Here is a 13,068-nt window from a genome sequence, read left to right as displayed (position 1 = left end):
TAAAAGGAAGCACCAATCCCAAAGCAGAAGAAAAAACGTTCTATGAACTATCCGATTTTATTTATCAATTCGAAAATCCTTTGTTCGGAAAAAAAGAGAATGAAAAACATATCTGGACTTTATATAAGCAGGTAAACAACAAATGGAAACAAGTGTCAGGAAAAATAAAATATGGCGAGAAAGTTCCCTATACATTTGGTGAAAAAGCGGTAGGCATTTCATTTAAAATAGAAGTTCATACAGAAAGTAAGAATATTCTGAATAAGATTGAGAAAAAACTGACGGCAAGCTTAGTTGTTGTGCCCAGAACAAAACATGAACCTGTTATCGGAAGAGTCATTTTACTCAACCGGAATAATGCCGATGTAAACAAAGCCACATTCAACGAAAGCTTGAGCGCAGAAGCCCGGACTTCAAATCTGGTAGGAAAAGAAATAACTTTCTATCTTTGGGAGGAAGGAGCAACAGAAGAAAAAAAATATCAGAAACCCAAAACTGCAAAAGTTGACAAAAATGGTATTGCCAAAATAAAATTTAAACTATCAGAATATGCAACACCACAAACATGGATGAATTTTTTTTCAGGTAATGACAACACCACTAAAAAGTTTTTTGTAAGCGCATCCTATTTATCAAAGGAGAAAACAAATAAAACACCTGTTTCTGTAACAGAAGCACAGCAACAACAGCCACCGAAGCAACAAGCTGAAAAGAAAGAGGAATCTACTGGATTTATTGAAAAAGCTACCAATATTATTGCTGAAGGGATTGGGAAAATCGGAGATTATGTAGAAGAAAAAACGAGGACTGCGACGAGTGTGGGGAATAGTGATATTGATAAGAGTATAAAAAGTAAATGTTTTTGCAATAGAGATTTTGAAGAAAAGGATGTTCGACAGCTTGTAAAGCTTCTAAAAGGGAGTGAAACAATATGGGAAGGGCAAGCACTAAAAGGAGGTAAAAGAGCTGAATGTAATATACAGGATAAAAGCTTTGCAACACTCACTAAAGAATTAAACAGTGCTTTAAAAAAATACAATATTAATACCTGTGCTAAAAAAATGCATTTTCTTGCACAGGTTGCAGAAGAAACTGGAACTTTTGCACTGTCAGAAGAAACAAAAAGTGATTACCTATCAAGTCAGAGTATTTATAAAGGTCGAGGGCTATTACAACTTACTGGGGTAAGAACGAATCCAAAAGATTCAACTACACGTTTTGATAATCCTGGTCCTTATAAAGATTATGCAGATTATAAAGGGGATCAAAGCATTGTGCAAAAACCAGAAATAGTTGCCAATAACATACATTATTGTATAGATAGTGGAGCTTGGATTTGGAGTGTGAACAAAAAAATGCCTAAATCTCCATCTTCTGCTGTTGACAGGTGGGGAGACGAAACATCTGGAAAATCACTAAATGAGCTAGCGGTTTATGTTGATAAATATCTTGAACTTATTTCTGTATTGTTAAATGGTAGAAATAAGAATACAGGTATGCCAAATGGTTGGGAAAAGAGAAAAAGCAATTATAATTTACTGAAAACCGGATTCTTCATGTATGAAAAATATCATGGAAAAAACAGTAAATCTGTTACTTCTAAAGATATTATTACTTATCACATTTTTGCAAATGGTGAGATTGAAAGACATATCCCAAAAGCTATTAAATCAGGATATGAAAAAAAATATAAATATATATACCATGATAAAAATGAAAAAGAACATGAAATTTGTTTAGTTGACTGGTTAGAAATTGACAAAGTAAAACGCCAAAAACCAAACCCAACATCAATACCGAATGGATATATTTCTCATGAAGCGTTCAACATTTCAGGTGTAAACCAAAAGCATGTATATAAATATTCAGATGGGACAGTAATTGCATCAGGAGAAGCTGGTGAAGGTGGAGGATCAATAAAACTTAAATTTGTTAAGTCAGGGGGAAAAGCCATTATTGTAAAGATTCCAGACCCTTTAAACTATAATTCTGAAGATATAAAAATCAATCTATCATTCCAAAACACAATACGAAAATATATGGGAAGAGATCATTTCGCTGCATTAATAGGAGCTTTAGCAGAATGCGGTCTCCCTTTAGTTTCTGAAGGTTCTGCAATGAAAGACGGAACATGTTTTCCAAGTGTTTCGCATACCAATGGAGAAAGTATAGATTCAGATTATTATAACCTAGAAAATACGCAAAAATATATTAACGCAATGGCAAATTTTGGAATTACAACATTTTATTATAAACCAGGAATGAGGTTAAGAAAACCAACAAATGCAATAACATTTAGAGAAGATTCTCATCACAGAGCCCATTTGCATTGTGGAACATCAAAAATAAATATTAAAGAAATAAAAGAATAAGTATAATGAAAAAAATGTTTTTTTTAATCGTATGTATATTAACTATTAATATCTCATGTCAGAAAAAAAATGAGGTAAGCAATACTTCAAAATCCACTATTGATACATTGTATGAACCTCAGAAATCATTATACTTTGATAATGATAACATAAAAGATGAAGTGAAAGTTCAGGCGAAGAAAACTGATGATCTCTCAAGTTTTATACTTTCTTTACAACTATCATCTTTAAATAAAATAATTGAAATACCAGTATTCAACAATAGTATTTTATATAATAATATTGAATCAGATTATTTCTTGGGCGATCCTATAAGTAAAGATAAAATTATAGAACTTCGGATAGATTATGCAGATCAAATTACAAAACCTAATATTTCTGGTGAAAAGAAAAATTTAATTGAAAAAATTAAATTCAGATTTAATCCTAAAAATAGAAAAATACAAGTTATTGGATATGATCTCAGCTATTCGAAGGACAATAGGACCAAATATATTAAGTCGTTTAATTTTATCACAGGGAAATACTATTCTTCAGGTTATTTTAATAATGAAAAAAAGGATACATCAGGATGGGCATCAGAACTTCAGAACATCTATACAGAAAACTGGAATCGTGATTTTCTGAACAAGCTAATGTTGTATGGGGATGAAGTTGAATAGAAAATTATTTTTCAATAATTATTGCTGTATATAAAAATGAAATAAATTTTTAAACTTGTAAGTATTTTTTTTGAAAAATTTAGTGAATAATTGCTTTAATATGGGAAAGTCTTAGAAAGCAACTGCAAAATTCTGTATACCAAAACAATAAAAATGAGAAACACAAAATCCCTTTATTTTTTAGCATTTTCATGCTTATTTTCATGTAAAAAATATGAAAACGAAAATAATTTACAAAATCAAAATGCAGTTATTAAGAGTGATACAATTATAAATAGCTCAACTATTTTGCTGCTAACTCCAGATGATACAGAAATTATAGAACTCAAGAAAAAATATGGAGACGATGATTTTTATACAATTGCAGATGATGCCAATTACTATATTTCAGAAGTTAATAATGAACTTTCAAAAAAAATAAGTAAAACACATCATAAAATAATTAACTTTCAAAAAGAAAAATATGTTTTCAATAAAATTGCTCAAGAAAACAAATGGCTAATTATAGAGTATTCAGTAGGAAACAAACCTAAAATTTATTCTTTAGTAGATTATTATTTACGCTTAAACGGAGAAGAATCAGCCAACTCGGTAGAAAACAAAAATTTATTGTATTACGAAACAAACAATGATTTCTTTGTAAGGAATATTGATATTAACAAAGATGGATTTAAAGATAAAATTTTTTCAAACAAAAAAAATCTTGGAGATAATTTGATTTTATTCTTAAACAATGGAAAATCAGAATATAAACATATCATTAATTCTTACAATTTTTCACAAGACGGTGGATTTGTAATTGACGACATTATTCCAATCAATTCCCAATCTTCACAAGAAGTATTTTATATATCTACATATTTTGAAGGTTCAGACGGAGCAAGAAGAAACAATTATGTAGTATATGAAAATGGGAAATGGCTTCTCACAAAATCCATTTATATCACATCGAATTGGCGAGAAAATCCAAATATTGAATATTACTGTGAAGTGAAGCAAAATATAAATCTTATTGATAAAGATATAAGAGACAAACTTAAACCAATTCCAGATGAATCAATTAGGGATAAAGTTTGTGTAGAAAGAAATATTTCGGAAAATAATTTACAAAAATTCGAACAAGATGCCAAAAATGGAAATATTGACATTCAGAAATGTAAAAATATACTTAGTGAATTTCCTATTAATAAAGACAATATTTCTCAATATAACAATGCTGCTTTTTATTTACAACAAAAAAAATTATACAAAGAATCATATTTCTTATTAATTGAAATTTTAAAAAAAGATTCTTCTCGAGTAGTTGCTTATCTAAATTTAGCTGACGCATATTGGGGATTAAACAATATAGAAAAAGCAAAAGAAAGTTATCGAAAATATATTGAATTAATGAAAAGCCAGAAAAAAGATTTATTGAGAATTCCACAAAGAGTTTATGAAAGGATAAAGTAAAATTTATTTATGTCTTTTAATGAACAGTAACTCTACATCTGCTAGTGTAAGTAATATCTATAATCAGTGATCATGAAACATTTACAATTCATTTTCTTAGTAATTGTTATTACAGGATGTAAGAAAACTCTGAAATTGATGAAAAAAAGAAAATCAATTATTTCAGTTTACAGAAATTGGAAGTAAAGAAATGGTTACAACAAAATTTCCTCATCAATGGAAGATAGACCCTTATCAAAGCTCTGTTGCTATAAGTGAATCTGATATGATTAATGAGTCTATTTTAAATAAGTTAGACTATTTTGATAATGTTAAAGGAAAATTAGTGAAAAATAGAAATTATATTTCTTTTATAACAGAAAAAGGGATTCGACTGGATTCTACTTTTGTTGTAGATTCTATTTCCAATAAAAATCAATCATTTATTTACCTTAAAACATTTAAAACTATTGAAGATCCTAACTACGATTTTCCTCCAACGATACATCAAATAGATATTTTGATTTTCGAAAATTCGCAATTTTCAAAAAAAATAAATATTTACACAAAGAAAAGCTATCCGTTTGCAATTGATTTAAAACTTGGCTACTTTAATAAAGATGGAAATCTTTTTACAAAAGAATTCAAAACAGATGAAGAGAATACAATATTCACAAAAGAAGAACATTTTAAATTATCAAGTGATGGAATAATAACAAAGCAGAACTCAATAATAATTAAAGAAAATAAAGGTAGTCTTGTTAAACAAAATATATTAAAACAACCTAACCTTGTTGGTGCTTATAAAATTTATGCTCCTGCAATCAGTAATTCCAATGGAGAGGAAGTTTCTTTAGGATATTTTATTACGGTAAAATCTCCTGCAAAAGCAATTTTAAGCATTGATGCAAAATATTCTGAAGATTATGGCTGTGAAGGCGAATATGAATTAATAAATAATGAAAATATTATACATGCTTAAGGAAAGTGTGACCAAGATGATTTGGATGATTTTTATCTTAAATATGAAGATGGAAAATATTTCATTAAAAGCAAACGATTTTTAAATCAAGATTGGCAGGAACTCATGAAGGAATAAATTATGAAAAATTTAATATTTTATCTATCTATTTTAATATGCCTTTCGTGCAAAAAAAATAATTTAAAACAGGTCACTAATGAGCCCATAGTGAGCTTAAATGAAAATAATGAAAAAAAGAAAAACACAGAAGTATTATTAAAACTACCAATAGGAGAGAAAAAACTAATTGAATACAATTTTCCTAAAGAATGGAATAACCTACAAGAAATTGATGATGCAAATCCTGATTTTTCAATTGAGAAAACTTCAAAAAAAGGTTATGATTCTATATTTTATTTTATTGAAAAAAACACAGATGATTTTTTTAATTCTTTGAACTATAATAAAAAAGAGGTTATTGATGCTTCTAAAAAAGAGGTTGAAATTTTATTAAAACTTTATGATAGTTCAGTGGTACTAGATTCGGTTTATTATGCTGGAACTATATCAAAAACACCCAACTATATTGTTAAACTATATAAAAATGGGGATAAATACAAATCAATCTTAGGAAGTGGAAATGGAAAATCTTCTTTTAATTATTTATGTTTAGCAACATTTAATAATGAAGACGTTCTTATTGATTCTAAAATCATTTATTACAATAATTATGATGATATTCAAAGCTATAAAAGATTCTTTTATATTGATGAAAATTTAAAATTATATCTAAAAGATTTTACTGTAAATGAATTGAATACTGAAATTTTTTGTAAAACAAATATCGAAATAACTGAAAAAGGGTTCTTTAATAAAAAATAACAAGAATGAAAGCATATAAAATTATTTTTGTAAGCTGTTTGATTCTTGTGTTTTCTTGCAAAAATCATGACACAGTTCCAAAAGGAAAGACAAAATTTCAAGTTTCCAAATACAAAGAAATTCCTTCTAAATATATTGGTAAGTTCTCGGTTCAGACTGAAACTGAAGCCACTACCATCTATATCATACTACTTTACAATTAAAAAAATAAGGCTTTTCTAAAAACTAATACTTACCACGAACCAATTCGTTGTAATGGAAAATACAAAATTATTGATAAAGCTGATTACATCGAACTTTATTATGATGGAGAAGAATCAAACTGTAAATCTAAATACCCAGATTTTGAGATAAAAAAAGACAAAGAGATTTTTTTTATTAAAGGAGTTGGCAATGAAGCTGCATCAATTAATTGGCAGGAACTTAAAAAAGAATAAAAATTAAGCAATTAAAAAAAAATGATTGCTTCTACCATATAGAGAGGTAAAACCAAGCATTCGGATTTTAAACCAGTCTCAAGCACTCATTAAGTAAAAACCTATATTAGTTTTATTTAAAAAAGGTAAAAAATATTATGGATTTTCAGATGATATTTCTGAATCTGAAAATTTTGATAATGCAATACGTACGAAAAAATATACCACCATATTTTTTTTATAAAATTCAATAAATAAATATTTTTTTAAACACCAAGATGAATAATAAAAATATAAAGGGTTAATAATTAGTTATGAAATATTTACTACTCATTTTATTTACATTTACAATAGCTTCATGTTCACAACAACAAAAAAAAGAATTATCAATATCCACCAAACCAGACACTAGTGATTATAAAATTAAAATAAGTGATAATGATTTAATATTGACCCTTAATCATAAGCAAAAGGTCTATAAAAATTTAATTATGAGCGAAATGTTATTATCAACAGAATTGATTAAAGATAATAATGGATTCACTTTGGTTTATGAATCGAATGCATCAATAACAAAAATCAAAGAGAAATATGATTTTAAATATTCCGACAATGATATAAAATTGATTTCTAAAGAAATCATAAAGTTTGGGAAAGCAGGTGTAAGTCTAAATAAAATCTATATTGATGGTGATGATATGTCTCAAAAAACATATAATGATTTAGAATCTATTGGAAATAACCTGGTTGAAAATTTTAGTAACGAGCCTATCTGTTTTATTTACAACTCTAAAAATCAAACTTTTGGTAAGGTATATTTCAGACAATCAGCTGAAGACTTATTCATAAATTTTCCTCAGCATATAACTTTTAATCTTATTATTACTGATGCTGAATTAGCCAATAACGAAGCTTATCGATTAGAACAAATTAATGCCCATCAGGAATCTATATTTTTATTGAAGAATATTATTAAACAATATCCTGACAGAGTGGTTGCACATTTAAATTTAGCTGATAATTATTGGAAACTTAACAAAAAATCTGAAGCAAAAAATTCATATCAAAAGTATATCTTGCTAATGAAAAAGCAAAATAAGGATATTCAAAAAATTCCCTCGAGAGTTTTTGAGAGAACAAAATAATTTTCACCTACCTACTCCCCAACCCACCCCAAATAAATAGCAACCGGCATCATCGCCATAATGAACGGCACAACATATGCGAAAGCCGTTCCTGAAAATACGATTGTAGAATTATATTTCGCATGATTTATTCCTAAAGACTGAAAGGCACTCTTGAAACCATGAAGCAGATGCCAAAACAATAAAAAACATCCGAATACATATAAAACAACCTGAACCGGGTTCTGAAATTTTTCGATCATCATTTCATAAAGCGGAAGTTCTTCGCCGTGAATAAATTGGTTGGTTCGGTTGGGAATCCAGAAATTTGAAGTATGAATCATCAGAAACAAAAGCAGCAATGTGCCCAATAATGCCATGCTTCGGCTGTACCAGGTACTGTTTTTGGATGCTCCGTTTACTGCATAACGTACAGGTCGCGCTTTCTTATTCTGCCACCAGATCATAAATCCCTGAACAATGTGAATCAGAAAACCAATGATCAGAAACACCTCAATCGTCCTGATAACAGGATTGGTACCCATAAAATGGGCACCAATATTAAACGTTTTTCCTCCGTCATCAAAAAAGATCAAAGCATTTACACCGCAGTGTACAATCAGAAAACTGATCAGAAACAGACCAGTCGCTGCCATTACCACCTTTCTGCCGATAGAACTCGTCATAAAACGTCTGAAACCTTTTATAATAATCAATATTTATCTTTGGTTCTTTGGATCTGCAATCCAATCCTGGTATCTGATATTACTTTCAAAAACTGCTTTTTCCGGAACTAAAGTATCTTTTTCCAGAACTGCACCGAAATAAGGAGCCTCTTTTTCAATCGTAATCTCAGAAGGACGATTCATTACAGACAGATAATTTTCAATCCAATGATTCATTGGCATTCTTTCAGGACCTGCAATTTCAGAAATTCCAAGATTCGGTTTTTCTTCTACCGTTTTTGCTAAAAATGCAGCCACTTCTGAGCTTGCAATCGGCTGAACAAAAGCATCAGTTACAAACATTCCGTTTTCTTTTACGCTTGAAGCAGCAACACCGCCGGCAAATTCAAAAAACTGCGTCGCATGAACGATTGAATACGGAATTGATGATGAACCGATAAGCTCTTCCTGTACTTGTTTTGCTCTGAAATATCCGCTTGCGCTCAATTTTTGAGTTCCTACAACCGATAAAGCAATGTGATGTTTTACGTTCGCTTTTTTCTCGGCTTCCAAAAGGTTTGAAGTAGAGGTTTTGAAAAAATTCATCACATCATCATCCGCAAAAGACGGAGAATTAGAAACATCCACTACAACATCTGCATTTTCAAGTGCGTTATCCAGACCTTCGCCTGTTAATGTATTGACTCCTGTATTGGGTGATGCAACGATTACCTCATGTTTGTCTTTCAAAAGATTGGTAAGTTGTGATCCGATAAGACCCGTACCTCCGATAATTACTATTTTCATTGTTTTAATTTTTTTTAAATTAATAAAACAAAGGTCAGTAACTTGAGTCTGAAAAATCTTAAACTGGTTTAAGAACGAAAATTTTTGTTTAAAATAGCCAGCTCTTCAGTTGAAATTCCGATGTAGGAAGCAAAAACATCATCCGGAAAGCGTTTCACAAGATCAGGGTAATGCGTACAGAAATAATAATGAAAATCTTTCTTGCTCGTTACGGCATACGTTTTTTGCTTCTGTAATGCTGCACCATAAGCTCTCATGTGAATTTTATTAAAATAAATAGCCATAAAAGGAAAATCGAGCAACATCTCGTTGAATTTTTCTTTTTTAATAAATAAAACTTCCGTTTCCTCTAAAGCTGCAATACTAAAATGAGCTGCAGGAGCACCCAAGAAAGCGTTATATTCTGTCACCCACCAGTTTTCGATCGCAAAATGAATTGTATTTTTACTTCCTGAATGGTCTGTAAAATAAATCTGAAGGCAACCATTCAAAACAAAATAAAATTCATCCACCATATTTCCTTCTTTGATCAAAATATAATCTTTTGGAAAGCTCCGTTTTTCAAAATAAGGAAGCACTTTTTCAACCTCTTTTTCAAATGCAGGAACAAGTTTTACAATATGATGATACAACTGATTGGGCATAATTAATAGTTTTGTACAAGTTACGTTTTCTTGCATATAATAAAAATAAAGATGATAAAAAACATTTAGAATCATTCAAAATAATCAAATTTAAACTTTCTAACAAAATCTTTTTTAGCTACTTTTACTTCATAATATATAAACAATTTATGAGAAAAATATTACTTACAGGAATAGTGACTCTAGGCGGATTTCTTACTGCTCATGCACAATGTAAAACAGTAACTACTCTTGCGGAAAATTTTGATACGTGGAAAGATATCGACAAATGCTGGACTGCCCAATCAGGAAAAGCGATGCTTTACTCTAAAGATAAAAAAGTGACTTTTTATTCGATGACGAGCCCACGCGAAAACATGGTTTTGGTAACTCCGAAAATCAAAGCAGGAAATTATACATTAACGTTTGATATATCTGATAACGGAGGTGAAACAACAATAGAAGTTTTGTCATTAAACAACGCAGCCGACACAAAAGCTTCTGTTGTTGTAGCGAAAGCTTCGAAAATTACAGGCGACAAAAAAACAATCAATGTTTCTTTGAAAAAAGATGCGCATTTAGGCTTAAAAGTGATGCTGAATGGTATACACCAGGCTGTTTATATTGATAATTTATCTTTAAAACCAAAAAAATAAATTCTGTTTTTAAATATTTTTTGAAACGTAATAAAAAATAATACCGTTGCAATCAAGCAGCGGTTTTATTTTGAACATTAATATTTCACAAATATTACCGTTCTCTTTTCGATTAAAAAATCCTTTTTTCATACCTTTACCTCCACAATTTTTTTCAGATTTTGTCGGAACTCGATACAAATAACAGTCCGTTTCAGGTTTTCATTTCATTCAAAAAGTATTTGGATGTGCTGGAACATATCCGCTACAATGATCGTCTGGAATACCGGGCAAATTATGCAGAATCACTTATCGAGAGAACAAAAAACTTCAAAGAATTAAGAGAAGGTTTTCAGGATCTTTCGCTACTCGAAAAACATGACGACCTCATCAGACTCTTATTGGCAGACCTTTTCCCCACAGGTTTAACCCGAAACGAAATTAAAGCAGCCAGTATTCCGCTTGCCAATATTACCTTTAATTATACTGAAAGATTCAGAAATATTCTTAGCGACGCAGGAACCGATTTCGAAATCAAGTTCAGGGAAATTGATGACGATGAGTTTTATATTTTTTGTTGCTGTTTAATTTTGCAGGTGCATTTCAGCACAGATTTACGGGCAACCCTTCCACTTTACTATGACATTCCGAATAAGGATGGAATTATAAAACATTATAAAATCACGGTAAATTCAGATTTCACCGATGTTTATCCGGATAAAGACACCAAAATTCCCGACGAAGATACCGTAAATATGCTGCTTGAAAACATCGACGATATCAGATTGTGGAAAAAAAATTTCCCGCCTCAATCCTGGATTTTGAGCGGGTTTGCCATTATTTCACTTATCGATTGTACTTCTGAAGTTGCGTTATCTGATCTTAAATCTACACTCATTAAAGTTGATCTGGAACATCCTGCTCCAGACGAAAATTTAAAAGAAATTTTCAAATCTTATTTCGATGTTCCGGATCTGAATTTCGGCTTAATGCTTTTCAATAAAAAAGATAAAAAGCTTGAGCGGCTTCCGATCTACGAAAATGTTTTTACCAGTCATATTCTTGACTTCTGGCTTAATACTTTCGATGAAGAAATCCGAAAAACTGCTTTTGAAAACATAAACTATAATTCCAGGCCGATCGTGATTTCCGATATTGATAAAATGGACGAAGAGGTGAAAAATATGTCGTCTTTTGAAATTTTAAAAAATACAGGAATACGAAGTTTTATGGTCATTCCGATTATGAAAGATGGAGAATTGATGGCAATTATGGAATTTACCTCACCAATTGCCAATTCTTTAAATGGCCTGAAACTAAAGAAAATGGAATTTTTCACGGACATGATTCTCTTTTCACTCAACCGTTTCAGCTTTGAGAGAAACAATCAGATCGAAGCGATTATTCAGCGAGAATATACATCCATCCACGATTCTGTAGTCTGGAAATTCAGAAATGAAGCCGAGAAGTATTTCAACGCCTTTTTATCTAAGAAAATTTATACTTTAAAGCAGATTTCATTTAAAAATCTTACTCCGTTATTTGGTTTCTCAGATATTAGAGCTTCTTCGGAAAAACGTTTTAACCTGATGAAAGTTGACCTCAATCATCAGTTGGAATGTCTTTATGAGATCTTTACTTTAATCAATTCAGATTCCGAAAAATATCTTTTGGCATTAGAAATTTTTGAAAATGAACTGAATAACGAAATAAAAGCCGATACTGAACAACGATTTCAGCGCCTTCTTCGTGACGAAATTCACCCTTACCTTCAGGGAAAACTGGAAACCAGCGCAACCGAAGAAGTAAAGAATAAGATCAAAACGTATATTTCGCAGATCACTTTACAGAATCAGCTTTTTTACAATCAGCGCAGAAATTTAGATGAATCGATCACATTGGTCAACAGAAAACTGGCGGATGTTTTGGATAAAAGTCAGGTTCAGGCGCAGGAAATTTTCCCGCATTATTATGAGCGTTTCAAATCTGACGGTGTAGAGCACAATTTATATATCGGTCAGAATATTTCTCCCGATGCAGATTACTCTCAGAAAGATGTGCATCAGCTAAGATTCTGGCAATTGGAAACGGTCTGCAATATGGAAATTGAGTTTCAGATGTTTAAACAGAATCTTCCGATTCCTTTAGATATTGCCTCACTGATTTTTGTGTATAACGAAAAAGTAGACATCCGTTTCCGTATGGATGAAAAGCGTTTCGACATTGATGGCGCTCACAATTCTTACTATGAAATCATCAAAAAACGAATCGACAAAGCACATATCAAAAATTCTCAGGAAAGAATTACATCTCCCGGAAAAATCGCGATCGTTTATTTCGGTCTGGAAAATCAGAAAGAATATCTTCAGTACATCAATACGCTTCAAAAGAAAGGACTTTTAAAGAACGATGTTGAGTTTCTCAAAGTAGAAGATTTGCAGGGAATTTCGGGGTTGTTGGCAATAAGGGTTTCTTTGGCTTAAATAATAA

At 30.6% G+C, this 13,068-nt stretch carries 12 protein-coding genes; 9 read left to right on the top strand and 3 right to left on the bottom strand.

Going from position 1 to position 13,068, the window contains the following annotated elements; translation table 11 throughout:
* Nucleotides 1-80: 80 nt before the first annotated feature.
* The 7 genes from BM371_RS09190 (at nucleotide 81) to BM371_RS09160 (ending at nucleotide 7,869) form a co-directional block, all read left to right on the top strand.
* Nucleotides 81-2,372 (top strand): hypothetical protein, encoded by a 2,292-nt coding sequence (locus BM371_RS09190; protein WP_131430991.1) that lies wholly within the window; start codon nucleotides 81-83, stop codon nucleotides 2,370-2,372.
* A gap of 5 nt (nucleotides 2,373-2,377) precedes the next feature.
* Nucleotides 2,378-3,034 carry a hypothetical protein gene (locus BM371_RS09185; protein WP_034678233.1) on the top strand — a complete coding sequence of 219 codons (657 nt, stop codon included), beginning with the start codon at nucleotides 2,378-2,380 and terminating at the stop codon, nucleotides 3,032-3,034.
* 153 nt (nucleotides 3,035-3,187) lie between these two features.
* Nucleotides 3,188-4,486, top strand: coding sequence for a tetratricopeptide repeat protein (locus BM371_RS09180; protein ID WP_051882928.1), 1,299 nt, complete (start codon nucleotides 3,188-3,190; stop codon nucleotides 4,484-4,486).
* Nucleotides 4,487-4,676: 190 nt separating this feature from the next.
* On the top strand, nucleotides 4,677-5,447 hold the full coding sequence (locus BM371_RS09175; RefSeq protein ID WP_034678231.1) for a hypothetical protein: 771 nt from the start codon (nucleotides 4,677-4,679) through the stop codon (nucleotides 5,445-5,447).
* A gap of 120 nt (nucleotides 5,448-5,567) precedes the next feature.
* Entirely contained in the window at nucleotides 5,568-6,308 is a 741-nt protein-coding gene (locus tag BM371_RS09170; RefSeq protein WP_131430989.1) for a hypothetical protein, read from the top strand.
* 5 nt (nucleotides 6,309-6,313) lie between these two features.
* A complete protein-coding gene (locus BM371_RS09165; protein ID WP_034678227.1) occupies nucleotides 6,314-6,511 on the top strand; it encodes a hypothetical protein in 198 nt (65 codons plus the stop codon).
* 527 nt (nucleotides 6,512-7,038) lie between these two features.
* On the top strand, nucleotides 7,039-7,869 hold the full coding sequence (locus BM371_RS09160) for a tetratricopeptide repeat protein (protein WP_034678226.1): 831 nt from the start codon (nucleotides 7,039-7,041) through the stop codon (nucleotides 7,867-7,869).
* Nucleotides 7,870-7,880: 11 nt separating this feature from the next.
* Here BM371_RS09160 and BM371_RS09155 read toward each other — a convergent pair whose 3' ends face one another.
* The 3 genes from BM371_RS09155 to BM371_RS09145 form a co-directional block, all read right to left on the bottom strand.
* Nucleotides 7,881-8,564 carry a succinate dehydrogenase cytochrome b subunit gene (locus BM371_RS09155; protein ID WP_228376787.1) on the bottom strand — a complete coding sequence of 228 codons (684 nt, stop codon included), beginning with the start codon at nucleotides 8,562-8,564 and terminating at the stop codon, nucleotides 7,881-7,883.
* 3 nt (nucleotides 8,565-8,567) lie between these two features.
* Complete coding sequence (locus BM371_RS09150; RefSeq protein ID WP_034678223.1) at nucleotides 8,568-9,320, bottom strand: SDR family oxidoreductase; 753 nt, start codon at nucleotides 9,318-9,320, stop codon at nucleotides 8,568-8,570.
* 68 nt (nucleotides 9,321-9,388) lie between these two features.
* A complete protein-coding gene (locus BM371_RS09145) occupies nucleotides 9,389-9,964 on the bottom strand; it encodes a Crp/Fnr family transcriptional regulator (protein ID WP_177225351.1) in 576 nt (191 codons plus the stop codon).
* Nucleotides 9,965-10,113: 149 nt separating this feature from the next.
* Here BM371_RS09145 and BM371_RS09140 point away from each other — a divergent pair, with 149 nt between their 5' ends.
* Complete coding sequence (locus BM371_RS09140; protein ID WP_034678220.1) at nucleotides 10,114-10,599, top strand: hypothetical protein; 486 nt, start codon at nucleotides 10,114-10,116, stop codon at nucleotides 10,597-10,599.
* Nucleotides 10,600-10,760: 161 nt separating this feature from the next.
* The gene (locus tag BM371_RS09135) at nucleotides 10,761-13,061 is read left to right on the top strand and encodes a GAF domain-containing protein (RefSeq protein WP_034678219.1); all 2,301 of its coding nucleotides are present in this window, start codon (nucleotides 10,761-10,763) and stop codon (nucleotides 13,059-13,061) included.
* Nucleotides 13,062-13,068: the final 7 nt, after the last annotated feature.

The sequence above is a fragment of the Chryseobacterium formosense genome, assembly GCF_900116415.1.
GTDB classification, from domain to species: Bacteria; Bacteroidota; Bacteroidia; order Flavobacteriales; family Weeksellaceae; genus Chryseobacterium; species Chryseobacterium formosense.
Note: the sequence above shows the minus strand (reverse complement) of the source record. Positions and strands in the feature narration are given on the sequence as shown.